Annotated in this window: 20 protein-coding genes and 2 tRNA genes; 14 read left to right on the forward strand and 8 right to left on the reverse strand. The window is 52.9% G+C overall.

Annotation, left to right across the window (positions count from 1 at the left end; all coding sequences use genetic code 11):
* Positions 1-40 precede the first annotated feature (40 nt).
* From efeO to phoH, 3 genes are all read left to right on the forward strand, one after another.
* On the forward strand, positions 41-1,168 hold the full coding sequence (gene efeO, locus F153LOC_RS18685; protein ID WP_102105566.1) for an iron uptake system protein EfeO: 1,128 nt from the start codon (positions 41-43) through the stop codon (positions 1,166-1,168).
* A gap of 5 nt (positions 1,169-1,173) precedes the next feature.
* Positions 1,174-2,457, forward strand: a complete 1,284-nt coding sequence (gene efeB / locus F153LOC_RS18690; RefSeq protein WP_102105565.1) for an iron uptake transporter deferrochelatase/peroxidase subunit — start codon at positions 1,174-1,176, stop codon at positions 2,455-2,457.
* A gap of 498 nt (positions 2,458-2,955) precedes the next feature.
* Complete coding sequence (phoH, locus tag F153LOC_RS18695; protein ID WP_174348619.1) at positions 2,956-3,747, forward strand: phosphate starvation-inducible protein PhoH; 792 nt, start codon at positions 2,956-2,958, stop codon at positions 3,745-3,747.
* Between the two features lie 107 nt (positions 3,748-3,854).
* On the opposite strand, the gene F153LOC_RS18700 is transcribed toward phoH, so the two are convergent.
* Together F153LOC_RS18700 and F153LOC_RS18705 are read right to left on the reverse strand one after the other, a co-directional pair.
* A tRNA-Ser gene (locus F153LOC_RS18700) sits at positions 3,855-3,942 on the reverse strand.
* Positions 3,943-4,073: 131 nt separating this feature from the next.
* On the reverse strand, positions 4,074-4,934 hold the full coding sequence (locus tag F153LOC_RS18705) for a pirin family protein (RefSeq protein WP_102105564.1): 861 nt from the start codon (positions 4,932-4,934) through the stop codon (positions 4,074-4,076).
* Between the two features lie 111 nt (positions 4,935-5,045).
* On the opposite strand from F153LOC_RS18705, the gene F153LOC_RS18710 reads away from it, so the two are divergent.
* Entirely contained in the window at positions 5,046-5,951 is a 906-nt protein-coding gene (locus tag F153LOC_RS18710) for a LysR family transcriptional regulator (RefSeq protein WP_102105563.1), read from the forward strand.
* A 56-nt stretch (positions 5,952-6,007) separates the two neighbouring features.
* On the opposite strand, the gene F153LOC_RS18715 is transcribed toward F153LOC_RS18710, so the two are convergent.
* A tRNA-Ser gene (locus F153LOC_RS18715) sits at positions 6,008-6,095 on the reverse strand.
* A 232-nt stretch (positions 6,096-6,327) separates the two neighbouring features.
* Between F153LOC_RS18715 and ghrA the strand changes: the two genes are divergently transcribed.
* From ghrA to F153LOC_RS18735, 4 genes are all read left to right on the forward strand, one after another.
* Positions 6,328-7,266: a glyoxylate/hydroxypyruvate reductase GhrA gene (gene ghrA, locus F153LOC_RS18720; protein ID WP_102105562.1), complete on the forward strand. Its 939-nt coding sequence runs from the start codon at positions 6,328-6,330 to the stop codon at positions 7,264-7,266.
* 85 nt (positions 7,267-7,351) lie between these two features.
* A complete protein-coding gene (locus F153LOC_RS18725; protein WP_102105561.1) occupies positions 7,352-8,089 on the forward strand; it encodes a phosphatase in 738 nt (245 codons plus the stop codon).
* 20 nt (positions 8,090-8,109) lie between these two features.
* A complete protein-coding gene (locus F153LOC_RS18730; protein ID WP_102105560.1) occupies positions 8,110-8,664 on the forward strand; it encodes a molecular chaperone in 555 nt (184 codons plus the stop codon).
* A 96-nt stretch (positions 8,665-8,760) separates the two neighbouring features.
* The gene (locus tag F153LOC_RS18735) at positions 8,761-9,246 is read left to right on the forward strand and encodes a DUF1097 domain-containing protein (RefSeq protein WP_233210380.1); all 486 of its coding nucleotides are present in this window, start codon (positions 8,761-8,763) and stop codon (positions 9,244-9,246) included.
* Between the two features lie 45 nt (positions 9,247-9,291).
* On the opposite strand, the gene csgG is transcribed toward F153LOC_RS18735, so the two are convergent.
* The 4 genes from csgG to csgD are packed head-to-tail and all read right to left on the reverse strand — an operon-like array spanning position 9,292 to position 11,637.
* Positions 9,292-10,125 carry a curli production assembly/transport protein CsgG gene (csgG, locus tag F153LOC_RS18740; RefSeq protein ID WP_100780634.1) on the reverse strand — a complete coding sequence of 278 codons (834 nt, stop codon included), beginning with the start codon at positions 10,123-10,125 and terminating at the stop codon, positions 9,292-9,294.
* A 26-nt stretch (positions 10,126-10,151) separates the two neighbouring features.
* Positions 10,152-10,568 carry a curli production assembly/transport protein CsgF gene (gene csgF, locus F153LOC_RS18745; protein WP_102105558.1) on the reverse strand — a complete coding sequence of 139 codons (417 nt, stop codon included), beginning with the start codon at positions 10,566-10,568 and terminating at the stop codon, positions 10,152-10,154.
* Positions 10,569-10,592: 24 nt separating this feature from the next.
* On the reverse strand, positions 10,593-10,982 hold the full coding sequence (gene csgE / locus F153LOC_RS18750; protein WP_100780632.1) for a curli production assembly/transport protein CsgE: 390 nt from the start codon (positions 10,980-10,982) through the stop codon (positions 10,593-10,595).
* Between the two features lie 4 nt (positions 10,983-10,986).
* Positions 10,987-11,637 carry a biofilm master transcriptional regulator CsgD gene (gene csgD, locus F153LOC_RS18755; protein WP_100780631.1) on the reverse strand — a complete coding sequence of 217 codons (651 nt, stop codon included), beginning with the start codon at positions 11,635-11,637 and terminating at the stop codon, positions 10,987-10,989.
* A gap of 746 nt (positions 11,638-12,383) precedes the next feature.
* On the opposite strand from csgD, the gene csgB reads away from it, so the two are divergent.
* From csgB to F153LOC_RS18785, 6 genes are all read left to right on the forward strand, one after another.
* Positions 12,384-12,839, forward strand: a complete 456-nt coding sequence (gene csgB / locus F153LOC_RS18760; RefSeq protein ID WP_100780630.1) for a curli minor subunit CsgB — start codon at positions 12,384-12,386, stop codon at positions 12,837-12,839.
* Between the two features lie 40 nt (positions 12,840-12,879).
* Positions 12,880-13,332: a curli major subunit CsgA gene (gene csgA, locus F153LOC_RS18765; protein ID WP_100780629.1), complete on the forward strand. Its 453-nt coding sequence runs from the start codon at positions 12,880-12,882 to the stop codon at positions 13,330-13,332.
* 60 nt (positions 13,333-13,392) lie between these two features.
* Positions 13,393-13,716, forward strand: coding sequence for a curli assembly chaperone CsgC (gene csgC / locus F153LOC_RS18770; RefSeq protein WP_100780628.1), 324 nt, complete (start codon positions 13,393-13,395; stop codon positions 13,714-13,716).
* 114 nt (positions 13,717-13,830) lie between these two features.
* Positions 13,831-14,151 carry a type 1 fimbrial protein gene (locus tag F153LOC_RS18775; protein WP_102105557.1) on the forward strand — a complete coding sequence of 107 codons (321 nt, stop codon included), beginning with the start codon at positions 13,831-13,833 and terminating at the stop codon, positions 14,149-14,151.
* Positions 14,152-14,259: 108 nt separating this feature from the next.
* Positions 14,260-14,802 carry an O-acetyl-ADP-ribose deacetylase gene (gene ymdB / locus F153LOC_RS18780; RefSeq protein ID WP_100780626.1) on the forward strand — a complete coding sequence of 181 codons (543 nt, stop codon included), beginning with the start codon at positions 14,260-14,262 and terminating at the stop codon, positions 14,800-14,802.
* Entirely contained in the window at positions 14,738-16,222 is a 1,485-nt protein-coding gene (locus F153LOC_RS18785) for a phospholipase D family protein (protein WP_199174681.1), read from the forward strand. Before ymdB ends, F153LOC_RS18785 begins: the two co-directional genes overlap by 65 nt.
* Before the next feature lie 30 nt (positions 16,223-16,252).
* Here F153LOC_RS18785 and mdoC read toward each other — a convergent pair whose 3' ends face one another.
* Complete coding sequence (mdoC, locus tag F153LOC_RS18790; protein ID WP_102105555.1) at positions 16,253-17,407, reverse strand: glucans biosynthesis protein MdoC; 1,155 nt, start codon at positions 17,405-17,407, stop codon at positions 16,253-16,255.
* Positions 17,408-17,586 lie beyond the last annotated feature (179 nt).

A 17,586-nucleotide genomic window follows, 5' to 3' on the forward strand; every position in this document is an offset into this window, starting at 1 on the left:
CTTCGTGTTGTTTATACATACTTTTAGAAAGGGAAGGGTCATGGCAATTCAATTTCGACGTACTGCATTACAGGCAGGTGTGGCAGCGCTGTTTGCATATGCATTCTCAGCGGGCGCGGCAGATGTTCCACAGGTGAAAGTCACTGTGAACGATAAACAGTGTGAGCCGATGACCATCACGGTCAACAGCGGTAAAACCCAGTTTATCATTCAGAACCATAGCCAGAAGGCGCTGGAGTGGGAAATCCTCAAAGGCGTGATGGTGGTGGAAGAGCGTGAAAACATCGCGCCGGGCTTTACCCAGAAAATGACGGCTAACCTGCAGCCGGGCGAATATGACATGACCTGCGGCCTGCTGACCAACCCGAAAGGCAAGCTGATCGTCAAAGGCGAAGCCACGGCGGATGCGGCGAAAGGCGAAGCGCTGCTGAGTCTGGGCGAGGCGATCACCGCCTATAAAGCCTACGTGACCAAAGAGACCGCAGACCTGGTTGCTGGTACCAAAGCCTTTACCGACGCGGTAAAAGCGGGTGATATCGAGAAAGCCAAATCTCTGTACGCGCCAACGCGCCAGCACTACGAGCGTATCGAACCGATTGCCGAGCTGTTCTCTGACCTCGACGGCAGCATCGACGCCCGTGAAGATGATTACGAGCAGAAAGCCGCCGATCCGAAATTCACCGGCTTCCACCGTCTGGAGAAAGCGCTGTTTGGCGACAACTCCACCAAAGGGATGGAGGAGTACGCGGAGCAGCTGAATACCGACGTGCTGGATCTGCAAAAACGCATTAGCGAGCTGGCTTTCCCGCCGTCAAAAGTGGTGGGCGGCGCGGCTGGCCTGATTGAAGAAGTGGCGGCCAGCAAAATCAGTGGCGAAGAAGATCGTTACAGCCACACCGACCTGTGGGACTTCCAGGCGAACGTTGACGGCGCGCAGAAGATTGTAGACCTGCTGCGTCCGCAGCTGCAGAAAGACAACAGCGAACTGCTGGCGAAAGTGGATGCCAACTTCAAGAAAGTGAATACCATTCTGGCGAAGTACCGTACCAAAGACGGGTATGAGACTTACGACAAATTGACGGACGCCGACCGGAATGCGCTGAAAGGGCCAATCACGACGCTGGCGGAAGATCTGGCACAGCTGCGTGGCGTACTGGGTCTGGACTAAGCATTATGAGTAAACATCACGAAATCGACGTCGCAGAACCGTCGCGCCGTCGATTGTTAAAAGGGGTGGGGGCGCTTGGCGGCGCGCTCGCTCTGGCGGGAGGTTGCCCGGTGGCGCATGCGGGCAAACCGCAAAGCGCGCCGGGAACCCTCTCCCCGAATGCACGCATGGAGACGCAGCCGTTCTACGGTGAACATCAGGCCGGGATCCTGACGCCACAGCAGGCGGCGATGATGGTGGTGGCGTTTGATTCGCTGGCGAGCGATAAATCGGATCTGGAACGTCTGTTCCGTTTGCTGACGAAGCGGATTGCGTTTCTGACGGCAGGCGGCCCGGCGCCGGAAACGACGAACCCGCGGATGCCGCCGATGGATTCGGGTATTCTGGGGCCGTTTATCGCCCCGGATAATCTGACGGTCACGGTTTCCGTTGGCGAGTCGCTGTTTGACGGCCGCTACGGGCTTGAGAAACAGAAACCGAAAACGCTGCAAAAGATGACGCGTTTTCCAAATGATTCTCTCGACGCCGCGCTCTGTCATGGCGATCTGCTGATCCAGATCTGCGCCAATACCCAGGATACGGTGATACACGCCCTGCGCGATATCATCAAGCACACGCCGGATCTGCTCAGCGTGCGCTGGAAGCGGGAAGGGTTTATCTCCGATCACGCGGCGCGCAGTCAGGGAAAAGAGACGCCGGTCAACCTGCTCGGCTTTAAAGACGGAACGGCCAACCCGGACAGCCGCGATGCGGCGCTGATGAAAAACGTGGTCTGGACCACGGCGGATCAGGGCGAACCGGCGTGGGCGGTGGGCGGCACTTATCAGGCGGTGCGCATTATCCAGTTCCACGTGGAGTTCTGGGATCGCACGCCGCTGAAAGAGCAGCAAACCATTTTCGGTCGTGACAAGCAGAGCGGTGCGCCGCTGGGTATGAAAAACGAACACGATGTGCCGGATTACGCAAACGATCCGGACGGCGATACCATCGCGCTCGACAGCCATATTCGTCTGGCGAACCCGCGAACGCCGGAAACCCAGTCCAGCCTGATGATGCGTCGCGGCTACAGCTATTCGCTGGGGGTGACCAACTCCGGGCAGCTGGATATGGGCCTGCTGTTTGTCTGCTATCAGCACGATCTGGAGAAGGGCTTTTTAACCGTGCAGAAGCGGTTAAACGGCGAGGCGCTGGAAGAGTACATAAAACCTATCGGCGGCGGCTATTTCTTTGCTCTGCCGGGCGTGCGCGATAACACCGCGTATCTCGCCCAAGGGCTGATCGAAGCCTGATTATTCTCCCCGCCACCCGCGCGGGGAGATTATTTTTTCCTATGACCCTCACTGTTATATTTCTGTCATATTTCTGTATGAGACTGAACTCAGCTGCAGGGCGAGTCTGAAAAAGTTGCGTTCAGGTAAAAAATATGTTGCATTTGTGATAAATCCTGATGTACTTAATATAAGACAGCGGTAGTTCCCGGCAGTGATAACGATTCACTATGGAGATCGCGAATGGTTGGGTCCTGTACTGGACAAGTTAAACATAACAACCGCAGCACCCGGCGCGGAGGCTCTGACTCCGGCAGCGATTTCTTCACCACAAAATTCTCCTCCCCAATACCTCAAAAGAACTTATCCGGCGTGCAGAACGGTGCGCGTAGCCGTTTTGCATCGTCATTCCAAAAGGCAAGCAAGGGCTTACAAGGAAGCCAAACCTCAGATGTTCGTGCGCATAATCGCGCTGCCAACGGCGCGTGTGATGAATACCAACAACTCAAGGTGCTATCCATGGGAAGACAAAAAGCAGTGATCAAAGCTCGTCGCGAAGCAAAACGTGTGCTGAGACGGGATTCACGTAGCCATAAACAGCGTGAAGAAGAGTCGGTCACCTCGCTTGTGCAGATGAGTGGCGGCGTAGAAGCAATTGGCATGGCGCGAGACAGCCGTGATAACTCCCCAATTGCCGCCCGCAATGAAGCTCAGGCGCACTACCTGAATGCTATCGAGAGTAAACAGCTGATCTTCGCAACCGGTGAAGCCGGATGCGGGAAAACGTGGATAAGTGCTGCCAAGGCGGCGGAGGCTCTGATTCATAAGGATGTGGACAGAATTATCGTCACCCGTCCGGTATTGCAGGCCGATGAAGATCTCGGCTTCTTGCCCGGCGATATGTCAGAGAAGTTCGCCCCGTATTTCCGGCCTGTCTATGACGTGCTGGTGAAACGCCTGGGGGCTTCTTTTATGCAGTACTGCCTGCGACCAGAGATTGGTAAGGTGGAAATCGCGCCGTTCGCCTATATGCGCGGACGTACATTTGAAAATGCGGTCGTCATTCTCGACGAGGCTCAGAACGTGACCGCAGCGCAAATGAAGATGTTTTTAACGCGCCTCGGGGAAAACGTGACCGTTATCGTCAACGGCGATATCACCCAGTGCGACCTGCCGTCGGGTGTCAAATCGGGCCTGAGCGATGCGCTGGCACGTTTTGTGGAGGATGACATGGTTGGGGTGGTGCGTTTCAACAAAGATGATTGCGTACGCTCGGTTCTGTGCCAGCGCGCACTGCTTGCCTACGACTGAATTTGCTGCTGATGACAAAGCCCGGGAAACCGGGCTTTGCTTTCTGAGGAACCCAAACGACAGACGAAAAAAAAGCCCGCATTTTCATGCGAGCTCTTCTCTAAATATGGCGGTGAGAGAGGGGTTCGAACCCTCGATACGTTGCCGTATACACACTTTCCAGGCGTGCTCCTTCAGCCACTCGGACACCTCACCGTATTGTTTCGCTGCCTGACCTCTCGGGGGCAACGGGGCGCTACTATAGGGAGTTGCGCTAAAACGGTCAAGCAAATTTTATGCCCGAGTGGCTGTTCGGTTAAGCAATAATCACCTCTGCCGGTTTACGCTCACATCTGACCAAAACGACCGGAATTAAAATCACCGATCGCCTCTGCGATTTCGGTTTTAGTGTTCATCACGAACGGACCGTAACCGACAATCGGCTCGTTTAACGGCTCGCCGGACATCAGCAGCACTTTTGCGTCACGGGTGGCCTCAAGGTGCAGTTTATCCCCGCTCTGACTCATCACCACCAGCTGGGCTTCACCGGCTTCGGTGGTGCCATTCACTGTGATACTGCCTTCGACCACCACCAGCGCCGTGCTCCAGCCATCCGGCTGGTTCAGGCTCAGGTGACCGCCCTGATGCAGGGCAATGTCCCACACGTTCAGGGGCGAGAAGGTGTGCGCTGGACCTTGTGTATCGCCATACTGACCGGCAATCACCCGCAGCTCGCCGCTGTTATCGGGCAGCGCCACGACCGGGATCGCCGCTTTGGTGATGCTCTGGTAACCCGGTGTGGCCATTTTGTTCTTCGCCGGAAGGTTGACCCACAGCTGCATCATCTTCAGCTCACCGCCCTGGCGCGAGAAAGCATCGGCGTGAAACTCTTCATGCAAAATGCCCGCACCGGCTGTCATCCATTGCACATCGCCCGGACCAATTACGCCACCTTTACCGGTTGAATCGCGATGCTCCACGTCGCCCGAATAGACAATGGTCACCGTTTCAAAGCCGCGATGGGGATGCTCACCCACACCGCGTTTCACGCCGTCGCCAGGGAAAACGTGCGGGCCTGCATAGTCCAGCAGCAGGAAAGGGCTGAGGGCTTCGCCGTGAGTCTGGTAAGAGAACATTGAGCGTACCGGGAAACCGTCGCCTACCCAGTGGGGACGCGGTGCGGTATAGACGCCAGTAACCTGTTTCATGTTTTTCTCCTGCTGTTCGGTTGATGTGTATTAGCTTATATTCGACATTAATATCCCGGTAGAGTGTTAAATTAATACTCACTGTTCCATAAACAGGACGATGGAGTAGAAATGCAGGATCTCAATGATTTTGCGTGGTTTGTGAAAGTGGTGGACCACGGCGGATTTGCCGCGGCAGGGCGGGCCTGTGATTTGCCGAAATCCCGCCTCAGCCGTCGTATTGCGCAGCTTGAGGAGCGGCTGGGCGTGCGATTAATACAGCGCACCACGCGGCAGTTTACGGTCACCGACATTGGCCATACCTTTTATCAGCACTGCAAAGCGATGCTGGTAGAAGCCGAGGCGGCGCAGGAGGCCGTTGCCGCTCTACAGGCAGAGCCGCGCGGAATGGTGCGCATAACCTGTCCGGTAACGCTGCTGCATGTCCATATTGGCCCGATGCTGGCGCGATTTATGGTCCGCTATCCGGGCGTGAATCTGCAGCTGGAAGCCACCAACCGGCGCGTGGATGTGGTGGCGGAGGGGATTGATGTGGCAATTCGCGTAAGGCCACGTCCTTTTGACGATAGCGATCTGGTCCTGCGTGTGCTCGCCGATCGCGGTCACTGTCTGGTGGCGAGCCCGCAGCTGATTGAACGGCTGGGTACACCGACAGCGCCTGCTGAAATCAGCCAGTGGCCCGGACTGAGCATGGGGGCGGGCAAGCAGGTTCACAAATGGGCGCTGACCGGGCCTGCGGGCGCGAAGGCGGAGATCCACTTTACGCCGCGTTATATCACCTCCGATATGCTGGCGCTGCGCGAAGCGGCATCGGCTGGCGTCGGCGTGGTCCAGTTGCCTGTTTTAATGGTCAAGGAGCAGCTGGCGCGCGGTGAGCTGGTCAGGGTTCTGAGCGAGTGGGAGCCGCAGCGGGAAGTCATTCACGCCGTGTATCCTTCGCGGCGCGGACTGTTGCCTTCTGTGCGCACGCTGGTGGATTTTCTGGCCGAAGAATACGCGCGGATTGTCGAGGAGTAGACCCAAACGACAGACGAAAAAAAGCCCGCATTTTCATGCGAGCTCTTCTTCAAATATGGCGGTGAGAGAGGGGTTCGAACCCTCGATACGTTGCCGTATACACACTTTCCAGGCGTGCTCCTTCAGCCACTCGGACACCTCACCGTATTGTCATCCCGTTGTTGCTGGGACGGGCGCTAATGTAAGTAAAAGGGGCATCGCCGTCAATCAACTTTTTCAGTTATTTGGCGTGTTTAGATAAAGTTTCAGCAATGTGATTCCTGAATGTGCTGAAAGCGCTTTTTTTATCATCAACACACCCTGCGCAATATTTGTTATCCTGATAATCCTCTTGAAAACACATATAAAACATCGCAATAAAAAGCAGGAGTCATTTATGGATATCATCTTTTACCACCCGACTTTTGATACCCCTTACTGGATTAAGGCGCTGTCGACAGCCATTCCGGGCGCGCGCGTGCGTGAATGGAAGCGGGGCGATAACGAACATGCGGATTATGCGCTCGTCTGGCATCCGCCGGTGGAGATGTTGCAGGGGCGCAATCTGAAAGCGGTCTTTGCCCTCGGCGCGGGCGTGGATTCCATCCTGAGCAAATTAAAAGCGCATCCGGAAATGTTGCCAGAACATATTCCCCTGTTCCGCCTCGAAGATACCGGTATGGGCCAGCAAATGCAGGAATACGCGGTGAGTCAGGTTCTGCACTGGTTCCGCCGTTTTGACGACTATCAGGCGCTGAAGCAACAATCGCGCTGGGAGCCGTTAGCCGATTATCAGCGCGAAGATTTTACCGTCGGGCTGTTGGGTGCGGGCGTGCTGGGTTCAAAAGTGGCGGAAGCCCTCGCGCCGTGGGGATTCCCGCTGCGCTGCTGGAGTCGCACGCGAAAGACCTATCCTGGCGTGGAGAGTTTTGCCGGTCATGACGAACTGCCGGCCTTCCTGAAAGGCACGCGCGTGCTGATCAACCTGCTGCCGAATACGGCGGAGACGGTCGGGATTATCAATCAGGATCTGCTGAACCAACTGCCGGATCAAAGCTATGTGATGAACCTGGCGCGCGGCGTGCATCTGGTGGAAGCGGATCTGCTTAAAGCGCTCGACAGCGGTAAGCTGAAAGGGGCGATGCTGGATGTCTACAGCCGTGAACCGTTGCCGGAAGAGAGCCCGCTTTGGGCGCATCCGCGCGTGGCGATGACGCCGCATATTGCCGCTGTCACCCGCCCGGCAGAAGCCGTGGATTACATCGCTCGCACGATAGCGCTGCTGGAGCAGGGGAAAGCAGCGACCGGACAGGTCGACAGGCAGCGAGGCTACTAACCGCAACCCGGCTTTTGCCGGGTTTTTGCTGATATTCGCCGGGTATACCTGCTATCCTTGGGGTAAAACATCAGAGGAGAGAGAGATGTATCCCGTAGACCTGCATATGCACACCGTCGCCAGCACCCACGCGTACAGCACCCTTCATGACTACATCGCACAAGCCAAACTGAGAGGGATTACGCTTTTTGCGATCACCGATCACGGCCCGGATATGGCTGATGCGCCGCACTACTGGCACTTTGTAAATATGCGCATCTGGCCTCGTCTGGTGGATGGCGTCGGGATACTGCGCGGCATTGAGGCGAACATTAAAAATACGGACGGCGAGATCGACTGTACTGGCCCGATGCTCACCTCTCTGGATCTGATTATCGCCGGTTTTCATGAACCGGTGTTTGCTCCTCAGGATAAAAAGACCCACACTCAGGCGATGATCGCGACGATTGCCAGCGGTAACGTCCACATTATCAGCCACCCTGGCAACCCGAAATTCCCAATCGACATTCAGGCGGTCGCCCAGGCGGCGGCAAAACACCGCGTGGCGCTGGAAATCAATAACTCCTCCTTTACCCATTCGCGTATTGGCAGCGAAGCCAACTGTCGCGCAGTGGCGGCGGCGGTGCGTGATGCTGGCGGAATGGTGGCGCTGGGCTCTGATTCCCACACCGCCTTTACGCTGGGGGAATTTGGCGAGTGCCGGAAAGTGTTAGATGAAGTCGGGTTCCCGGAAGAGCGTATTCTTAACGTTACCCCGCGTCGGATGCTGGACTTCCTCGAATCGCGTGGCATGCCACCGATCGCTGAATTTGCTGAACTTTAATACAGTCATGGAATAAATAAATGAACGAGTTTTCAATCCTTTGCCGCGTACTGGGCACCTTGTACTATCGCCAGCCGCAAGATCCGCTGCTGGTTCCGCTCTTTACGCTGATTCGCGAAGGTAAGCTTGCGGACAACTGGCCGCTGGAGCAGGACGAGCTACTGCAACGCCTGCAAAAGAGCTGCGATATGCAGCAGATTTCGGCGGATTATAACGCCCTGTTTGTGGGCGAAGAGGGGAGCGTTTCACCGTATCGCTCTTCCTGGGAAGAGGGGGCGACGGAATCTGAAGTGCGCGCGTTCCTTTCCGAGCGCGGTATGCCCCTGAGCGATGCGCCTGCCGACCATATCGGCACGCTGCTGCTGGCGGCATCGTGGATTGAAGATCACGCCGGTGACGATGAAAGCGAAGCTCTGGAAACGCTGTTTGGCGATTACATTCTCCCCTGGTGCGGCGCTTTCCTCGGTAAGATTGAAGCCCATGCCACATCTCCTTTCTGGCGCACCATGGCGCCGCTGACCCGTGAAGCGATCTCCGCCATGTGGGACGAATTACAGGAAGAGAACGAAGAGTGATTTAAATCACATATTCAATGTAACGATACATTTTGATTTGAACAAAATGTGCTCGTGATCTCATTTCACTGGCGCGTATCTGATAAAATGCGCGCCATGAATATATTACTTTCCATTGCCATTACGACAGGGATCCTCTCCGGAATCTGGGGATGGGTTGCCGTGACTTTGGGACTGCTCAGCTGGGCGGGTTTCCTCGGCTGTACCGCTTACTTCGCCTGCCCGCAGGGCGGACTGAAAGGGCTGTTTATCTCGGGCTGCACCATGATGAGCGGCGTTGTCTGGGCATTGATTATCATGCACGGCAGCGCGCTTGCGCCGCATCTTGAGATCGTCGGCTATATGATGACTGGCGTAGTGGCTTTTTTGATGTGCATTCAGGCAAAACACCTGCTGCTCTCTTTTGTTCCTGGAACTTTCATTGGCGCATGCGCGACCTTTGCCGGGCAAGGCGACTGGAAAATGATTATCCCGTCGCTCCTTCTGGGACTGGTGTTTGGCTACGCGATGAAAAACAGCGGACTGTGGCTGGCGGCCCGGCGAGAGCGGGCGCAGGAAAACGGCACGGTATTGAGCAAATAAAAAAGCGAGGCCTTAGCGCCTCGCTTTTTCGTTGGGCTTTCTGTATCAGGATTCTGGAGGCACCGACATTTCGCGGTATTTCACCAGGACCTCATTTTTCACGTCATTTTTATTCTGCAGATCCCACAGTCCGCGATCGATCCCGTCGTTAATCAGGAAAATAACCCCTGTTTCGATGGCCGACATCAGACACATCATCACCGGTTCATTCGAGGTGTAGCCGATTTCACCTTCCAGCAGACGCTGGTAGTCGATGAAGCGGAAGACACCGGCCTGAACTTCATAGGAGAGAATCGTTTTGCTGGTGGTGACCGACGACAGCACTTCACCGGTGCTCACGTTAACCACGCGCAGGTTGACGGCAATCTGGTCGAGCTGGTACTGCGTGTCCGCGCCGATACCGAAATAACGCGCCCCGACACCGCCCGATTTCACGTTACTTTCGTAGCCGATAATCGAGCCTTCAACCATGACGTTTGCGGCAACCAGCGACTGCAACGGTACGCGGTTATTAACCTCAACGGTGCCGTTTTCCTGAGCCGCACGAATGATTTTGCGTTCGTTCAGCAGGTTTTGCAGCCCCTGGCGTTCCAGAGGAATAAACCAGCGTGAATCCTTGAGCGCAGTCACCAGCATGGCGGTGGCACTTTGTGGAACAGCCGTCGAGAAGTTACTTGCCGGATACGGTTTGAACTGGCCCGTTTCATCCTGAATGTTATAAACCGAGACAAATATCTTACCGGTTGGCGCCGGCAGATGCGTCAGGTCGCGATAGCTTTGCGCCCGGGGCATCAGCGTGGGTTTAGCGGCTTCTTTAGGTGGAGCAGTTAAACAACCGCTCAATAAGCACACTGCAACAAGAATCAGTAAGCGCTGCATGATTGTTGTCCTTATTTCGTGGTTGTTTAAAAATCAGTTGAATCGGTTGCGAGACCCGATACCTGAATGGTGGACGTTTTGCCCGTTTTCCGGTCGGTCACATTCAGCTGCAGTTGCCCGTCTTTATTGGCAATATCGACAATAAAATCGTTGGTCACCATGCGGCCAGGTTTGCCGGTATTAATATTCGTGAGCAAGCCACCTAATATTTGCGACTGAATAGCCTGCGTAAAGTTATCCAGTGCAGACGGTGTTTCAATACCAAAGTCATCGTTATAGCTGGGGTCTTTATAGGAGTTTTGGGCCTGGGCTTCATTGAGCATAAAAGCCCCGTTATTTGGATTGCCACCAAAGTTTGGGTTACGGAACTGGAAAGTCATATTCCCGGCCCAGCTTAACGGTGCAATCAGCATTAACGAAATCACTGTGTGTGCGAGACGCATTACAGCCTCCGGAGATTAATATCGCTAGAATTCATCTTTTGCTAAATCGCCAGTGCTCAGCAGAGCCTTATCGATTTGCAGACGATTTACCGCTTCTTCAGTTTGTGCCAGTGCAAAACTGATGTTTTTGTCAAAGTCTCTTTTCGTTGGGAATAAAAATGTCTGGTACACCACGTCCTGATTAACCGTTATGGTGATCCAGCTTCCCCATCGAGCACTGGGCCGCTCATTGATTGTTAAGTTGCCTGGATAATCACTTTCCCATTTGTCGCTAAATGCCCGATAAAAATCGTGGCCGATAGATGAGACGGTGTGGTCAGTTAATAATCCGGGCACTTCCACTTCAACAGCGTGAAGATTTCCGGCAGCGAGCAGAAAGCCGACTGCCGCGATCCAACTCGACGTGCGTTTCATGTTATTAACGCCTGAGGTTATCGTTTGCCCATGAAACAGCCTGAGTCCTGTTTTTAACAGCTATCTTCTTGAAAAGATTATAGAGATGTGTCTTCACTGTATTTTCGCTGATAAATAACGAACGGGCGATTTCAATATTTGAAGAACCAATGCGTAATTTATTCAGAATCTCTTTTTCGCGATGCGTCAGCAAAGCCGACTCTGAACTGTTATAGCGATAATTTCCGGAGTGAGTGATGAGGTAGCTGGCCAGTTTTTGTGAAAAGTAACACTCTCCACGTAAAATACCCTGCAACCCTTCCACCACACGCGTCTCGTCTTCAGTGACGTAAAAGACGCCGTTGATATGCGGCCAGCTTTCAATATCCCGGAAAGGATACTCATCAGGTGTATTCAATAATAACACGCGGATATTATTGTTTTTCCTGCTTAAGTTATCTTGCCAGTAATGGATAAGCTTTTTATCAGCTTCCATCATATCGAAGAGAATGATGCTGCCAGGAGCAATATCATCATAAGAACGTTGAATATTGTGCAATTTCCCGTTCAATGACAGAGACTGCTTCAAATGTTGTAATAAGGCTGTCGCTTGTAAAGAAGGCTTTGTGATCAACAGTAATGTATGACCATGTAAACTATGGACTTCATTAAACATGATGAAACCCCACTTTTTTTATAACACCTGGCAGCTGTCCCCCGATATATTCGGGGGACACCAGAAGTACTGACAGATGTTGCACTGCTGTGTGTAGAATCAGACCATAACCTCCAGGAGGAGGTAAATATTAAAAATAATTCGTACTGCTGATTTCAATCTAGCTATTACGATTTTTAAATCAAGTGTTAATGGTGTAACAGAATGTAAAAATCAATATTAATTTGTGAATTTAAGGCGCTTTAAAAGTTCAGTAATGATAAAAAAGTTGTACATGATAATAATGCTGCACACATTTTAAAAATCATACAAATTATTGCAATCAGTTGTTTTTAATATCAATTGATTATTTTGTGTTTACTCGTGACAGGTATGAGTGAGATGAAAAGTCTAAGACTTTGCATGCTAACAGAAAGCTCTTAAGAAATCGTACGTCTTGTGACAGAGGTGTCGCGGAATGTTGTCGACGAAGCGCAAATGGCAGACGCGACGGGGGCGATAAGCGCTTCCTTAACGAAGCGCAAACAGGCTGTCAAAATAATATTTAAAAAACTAACTTACGCTGTTGACTGGTAATTTTGGCATTAATTAATACTTTGAGGTGACCCATTAAATAAAAATAACACTCGCGGGTGAGATATTTAAATTGTTTCGGTAGACATACTCTTCATCGTAACGCGGCGTTAACAAAAAACGAATCGCGTTAACACCAAGCCATTTATTTATTACCAGGTCCAGGTGACAACATGAAAAACAGAACGTTATTTATGATGTTTACATTACTGGGTGCGCCTGGGTTAGCGATCGCGGCAGGTCCGGATTTGGCAGTCTCGGAATATAACTTCGCGATTAATGAATTAAGCAAGTCTTCATATAATCAGGCAGCCATTATTGGTCAACAAGGTTCAGGTAATAATGCTGACGTTCGCCAGGGCGGTTCTAAATTACTGTCCGTTGTTTCTCAGGATGGCGGGAACAACCGAGCGAAAGTTGATCAATCAGGGACTTATAACCTCGCTTATATCGATCAGTCCGGTAACGGCAATGATGCGAGTATTAAGCAAGGGGCTTTTGGTAATACCGCGATGATTATCCAGAAAGGCTCGGGTAACAAAGCGAATATTACCCAGTATGGTACGCAAAAAACAGCAGTTGTAGTACAGAGACAGTCGCAAATGGCAATTCGCGTTATCCAACGCTGACTATTTACGACGACTTAAATCAATCCGATGGGGGTTTACCATGAAACTTTTCAAAGTGGCAGCAATTGCAGCAATCGTAGTTTCTGGCAGTGCTCTGGCTGGTGCGGTTCCACAATATGGCGGCGGCGGTGGTGGTTGGGGTGGCGGTAATAGCGGCCCGAACTCAACTCTGAGCATTTACCAGTACGGTGGCGGCAACTCAGCTGTTGCCTTGCAAACTGACGCTAAAAATTCTGACCTGACTATTACTCAGCACGGCGGCGGTAACGGTGCTGATGTAGGACAAGGTTCTGATGACAGTTCCATTGACCTGCTGCAGAAAGGCTTTGGTAACAGCGCAACCCTCGATCAGTGGAACAGTAAAGACTCCACCATCAGTGTTAAACAGTTCGGCGGCGGCAACGGCGCGGCAGTGGACCAGACCGCTTCCGGGTCAACTGTAACTGTGCATCAGGTTGGCTTCGGCAACAACGCGACTGCGCATCAGTATTAATTTCGAATCTGTACTACAAAAAAACAGGGCATTTGCCCTGTTTTTTTTCGGGAGTTTATCATGCACACCTTATTACTCCTTGCTGCGCTCTCGAGCCAGATCACCTTTAAAACCACCCACGACGGGGATATGACCACCATCATTCCTCAGGTTATTTTGACTGAACCCTGCGTGTGTCAGGTGCAAATTATTTCTTCTCGGGAAGGGCTTGGGGGTCAAAGTACGTCTAGCCAGCGCAGCACCCTTTCTATTCCCGCGAATCAACCGATCGATTTAACCCGTCTGAGTCTGAATATTAACCCTAAAGATTCCGTGAGAATTGTCGTTAATGTCTCTGACGGGCAATCGCTTCATTTATCGCAACAATGGCCGGGTTCTGAATGAAATATTCACGAAATCAATATATTGGATAATTTGGCGGTTCCCAATGAATGTTTCTATGATTTGAATAAGGAATGCGTGACCCCTCAAGGATGATTTCTCATTGAGGAGCCAACCATGGCAGCGTCCATAGTAAAAAGTATTATTTCAGCAGGTATTGTTGTTTTATCGGCACTGACTCCAGCATTAGCTGCGACAACGGTTAACGGCGGTGTGATTCATTTTCGCGGGGCAATTGTGGAAGACCCCTGTGAGATTTCACCACACAATAATCAGTTTGCGCTGTCATGCCCGCACGAAGGACGCGTGCAAACCACCCAGGTAAGTTACGGTGATGCCCTGCGGGGACACAACCCTTACCCAGATGTCGCCACGGTAAGTATGAAATATATCAATCCGGAAAAAACGCTGGCTGTTTTGCAAGTCAGTTATCGCTAAAACAAAGCCCTCCCGTTTCACGACCGGAGGGCTTTTCTTATCAATTACTTCTTCCCAACTGACCGCTGCTATACACTTAACAAAGAGATGGGTAGTAGAGGGTTAGATATGAGACCGCACATTGAAGTTGTCCTCGGGGACATCACCACGCAGCACGTTGATGTCATTGTCAATGCCGCCAATCCATCGCTGATGGGCGGTGGCGGCGTCGACGGTGCCATTCATCGCGCCGCCGGGCCACAGCTGCTGGAAGCCTGTAAAATTGTTCGTCAGCAGCAGGGTGAGTTAGCGCCAGGACATGCGGTGATTACGATTGCAGGCGATCTGCCTGCTAAAGCAGTTATTCATGCGGTAGGCCCGATCTGGCAGGGCGGAGAGCATCATGAGGCGCGAAGCCTGGAAGATGCCTATCTGAATTGTCTGCGCCTGGCGGCCGCCAATGGCTATCAAACTATCGCCTTCCCGGCGATCAGCACCGGTGTCTACGGTTTTCCCAAGGCTGCTGCGGCGGCCATCGCGGTGACGACGGTTTCAGACTATCTCACCCGCAAGCCGTTACCGGAACGGGTATACTTTGTTTGCTATGATGACGAAAATGCCCGACTTTACCAACGACTCCTTACCCAGCGAGGAGAGGATCTCGACGCATAACACGCGACTCGGGCGTGCTATCGCGCCCGTCAATGCCGAACATCCGGGAATGTGTGGGCTGCTTCCTCTGGATGACAGCCTGGACGCGTTTGCCTGCCGCTACAGGCTTGCGGAAATGGCCGAGAAGACGCTGGATGTGCAGTACTACATCTGGGAAGACGATATGTCGGGGCGTCTGCTGTTTTCCGTGCTACTCGCTGCGGCATCGCGCGGCGTGCGGGTCAGGCTCTTGCTTGACGACAACAATACGCAGGGGCTGGATACTATCCTGCGCCTGCTTGATTCCCATCCCAATATCGACGTCCGGCTGTTTAACCCTTTCTCTTTCCGCACCCTGCGCGCGCTGGGTTATCTCACCGATTTCGCCCGACTTAACCGCCGAATGCACAATAAAAGTTTCACCGTCGACGGTGAAGCGACCATTGTGGGGGGCCGAAATGTCGGGGATGCCTATTTTGGGGCAGGGGAGGCGCCGCTCTTTTCCGATCTGGATGTGATGGCCATCGGGCCTGTGGTGGCGGATGTCACGGACGATTTCGAACGCTACTGGAACAGCGCCTGCGTCTCGCCCCTGAAGCAGGTGCTTGAGCTGTCGGAGGAGGAGATTGAAATGCGTCTCCATCCGCCGGAAGAGTGGTATCAGAATGACATCACCCAGCGGTACCTGGATAAACTCGAATCCAGCCAGTTCATCACCCGGCTTGAAGCGCGCAATCTGCCGCTTATCTGGGCGAAAACTCGTCTGCTCAGCGATGATCCGCGTAAGGGGCTAGGGCGGGCGAAACGTCATTCCCTGCTGCCACAACGTCTGCTGGATGTTATGGGCTCGCCGGTTGAACAGATCGATATTATCTCGTCCTATTTTGTCCCGACCCGCGCCGGCGTCGCGTTACTGCTGCAAATGGTGCGCAAGGGCGTCAAAATCGCGATTCTCACCAATTCGCTGGCAGCAAACGATGTGGCGGTGGTGCATGCGGGGTATGCCCGCTGGCGCAAAAAACTGTTGCGTCATGGGATTGAACTCTACGAACTGAAACCGACGCAGGATTTTGTCCCAGGCCTTCGGGATCGCGGCCTGACCGGGAATTCCGGCTCTAGCTTACATGCTAAAACCTTCAGCATTGATAACGAAAAAGTGTTTATCGGCTCGCTGAATTTTGATCCGCGCTCGACGATGCTGAATACCGAAATGGGGTTTGTCATTGAAAGCGAAACCCTGGCGCGCCTGATCCACCGACGTTTTCTGAAAAGCCGTCAGCATGAGGCGTGGCAAATCCGGCTGGATAAATTCGGGCGTTTAAACTGGGTGGAGCAAAAAGAGGGCGAGGAGATTGTCCTCAAGAAAGAGCCGAAAACGCGCTTCTGGCAGCGGGTGCTGGTGCGGCTCGCCTGGTGGCTGCCGGTGGAATGGCTGCTGTAGACGCGCCGGAGGCCCGGCGCGACAGGGGCGTTAAGCGGCTTTGACGCTCTCCGCTTTGTTTTGCGGTTTACCGGAAAATAGGAAACGCAGCAGGGGAATTCGCAGATGAATTTCGTACAGCAGGATGGCAATCCCCACCACAAACACCAGACCGGTGAAAAAGCCTAATGCGTTAGAACGAATGTGCGGGGTGATATATGCACCAAAAAAGAGCGTCAGCGGGTGGTGAACCAGGTAGATAAACAGCGACGCGTTGACGAAATAGGTCACCCGCGCGGATTTGAAGTTCAGGAGGCGATGCCCCAGCGCAAACACCACGTTCACCATCCACAGCCCCAGCAGCATCGTAATCACGCTTTCTGTTTCGTACATCCACGCATCGCCACTCCCATAACGCTGATTGAGCAGATAGGCCGCAAAGGCGAGGGCTGAACCTACGGCGCACCATGGCGATGGCGTGGTGAACAGCGCTTTGAGCTTCGGCGAGATGAATGCCAGCGCACCCAGCATAAAGAAGGGGATGTAGAACAGGGTTTGCATCACGACGAAGTTAAACAGCCCATCGCTCAGTACCGGCGGATAAACCATAAACAGAATACGGCGAATCGCCCCGTAAGCGATACCCAGCACCAGGAAGAGCAGGGAGAGCTTGCCATAGGTGAGGTGGGGGAAATGCGATTCGTGATGGCGGCTAAGATGGCGGCGCAACTTGCTGAAAATCCACAGGCTCACGGTCGTCATCACTACCAGCACCAGCAGGAACCACAGGTGCGAAACCAGCTCCCAGACCAGGGTGTTGTATTTTTCATACAGCGACAGGTTTTGCCAGTTATCCGCTTTGCCTTTTACGTACTGCAACATGATGAACTGGGGCAGTGTCAGCAGCGGGATGGCGGTCAACATCGGAATGCCGACGCGCTCGACGCGCACTTTCCACCAGCGCTTCATCGGATAGCGCATAAACAGCATGTAGGAGAAATAGCCAGAAATGACGAAGAACACCTGCATGCGGAAGGAGTGAATAAAATCGTTAAACAGTGTCAGCCACCATGATGGCTCTATACTGTTAACGTGCCAGGTGTGGCTGGAGTAAATCAGTGAGATGTGAAATGGGATCCCCAATAGCATCAGCCATGCCCGGATCGAGTCGAGGAAATATTCACGTTGTACAGGTACAGTGGTCATATAACTTTGTGCATTCTCAGACTTTTCGCCTTATCCATAAGGCTAATAGTGGTTACATTCGAAGCCAACCCTACACCAAGACCGACACCCTGTCTCCAGGATAAGCACGCAAAGTGAAGAGTGGGTTCTTCTCGTTGCTTAATCCATGAGCCAGCCGCTGAACAAAGCAGTGATAATGT

The organism is Lelliottia sp. F153 (assembly GCF_002870005.1).
Classification (GTDB): Bacteria; Pseudomonadota; Gammaproteobacteria; order Enterobacterales; family Enterobacteriaceae; genus Enterobacter; species Enterobacter nimipressuralis.

Coding starts and splice junctions, on each gene's coding strand:
- F153LOC_RS18725 (WP_102105561.1), top strand. CDS start 7,352: ATGTATCCCGTAGACCTGCATATGCACACCGTCGCCAGCACCCACGCG.
- csgE (WP_100780632.1), bottom strand. CDS start 10,982: ATGAAACGCACGTCGAGTTGGATCGCGGCAGTCGGCTTTCTGCTCGCT.
- efeO (WP_102105566.1), top strand. CDS start 41: ATGGCAATTCAATTTCGACGTACTGCATTACAGGCAGGTGTGGCAGCG.
- csgG (WP_100780634.1), bottom strand. CDS start 10,125: ATGCAGCGCTTACTGATTCTTGTTGCAGTGTGCTTATTGAGCGGTTGT.
- ghrA (WP_102105562.1), top strand. CDS start 6,328: ATGGATATCATCTTTTACCACCCGACTTTTGATACCCCTTACTGGATT.
- F153LOC_RS18785 (WP_199174681.1), top strand. CDS start 14,738: ATGACGAAAATGCCCGACTTTACCAACGACTCCTTACCCAGCGAGGAG.
- csgF (WP_102105558.1), bottom strand. CDS start 10,568: ATGCGTCTCGCACACACAGTGATTTCGTTAATGCTGATTGCACCGTTA.
- csgA (WP_100780629.1), top strand. CDS start 12,880: ATGAAACTTTTCAAAGTGGCAGCAATTGCAGCAATCGTAGTTTCTGGC.
- csgD (WP_100780631.1), bottom strand. CDS start 11,637: ATGTTTAATGAAGTCCATAGTTTACATGGTCATACATTACTGTTGATC.
- mdoC (WP_102105555.1), bottom strand. CDS start 17,407: ATGACCACTGTACCTGTACAACGTGAATATTTCCTCGACTCGATCCGG.
- csgB (WP_100780630.1), top strand. CDS start 12,384: ATGAAAAACAGAACGTTATTTATGATGTTTACATTACTGGGTGCGCCT.
- F153LOC_RS18775 (WP_102105557.1), top strand. CDS start 13,831: ATGGCAGCGTCCATAGTAAAAAGTATTATTTCAGCAGGTATTGTTGTT.
- efeB (WP_102105565.1), top strand. CDS start 1,174: ATGAGTAAACATCACGAAATCGACGTCGCAGAACCGTCGCGCCGTCGA.
- phoH (WP_174348619.1), top strand. CDS start 2,956: ATGGGAAGACAAAAAGCAGTGATCAAAGCTCGTCGCGAAGCAAAACGT.
- F153LOC_RS18730 (WP_102105560.1), top strand. CDS start 8,110: ATGAACGAGTTTTCAATCCTTTGCCGCGTACTGGGCACCTTGTACTAT.
- ymdB (WP_100780626.1), top strand. CDS start 14,260: ATGAGACCGCACATTGAAGTTGTCCTCGGGGACATCACCACGCAGCAC.
- csgC (WP_100780628.1), top strand. CDS start 13,393: ATGCACACCTTATTACTCCTTGCTGCGCTCTCGAGCCAGATCACCTTT.
- F153LOC_RS18735 (WP_233210380.1), top strand. CDS start 8,761: ATGAATATATTACTTTCCATTGCCATTACGACAGGGATCCTCTCCGGA.
- F153LOC_RS18710 (WP_102105563.1), top strand. CDS start 5,046: ATGCAGGATCTCAATGATTTTGCGTGGTTTGTGAAAGTGGTGGACCAC.
- F153LOC_RS18705 (WP_102105564.1), bottom strand. CDS start 4,934: ATGAAACAGGTTACTGGCGTCTATACCGCACCGCGTCCCCACTGGGTA.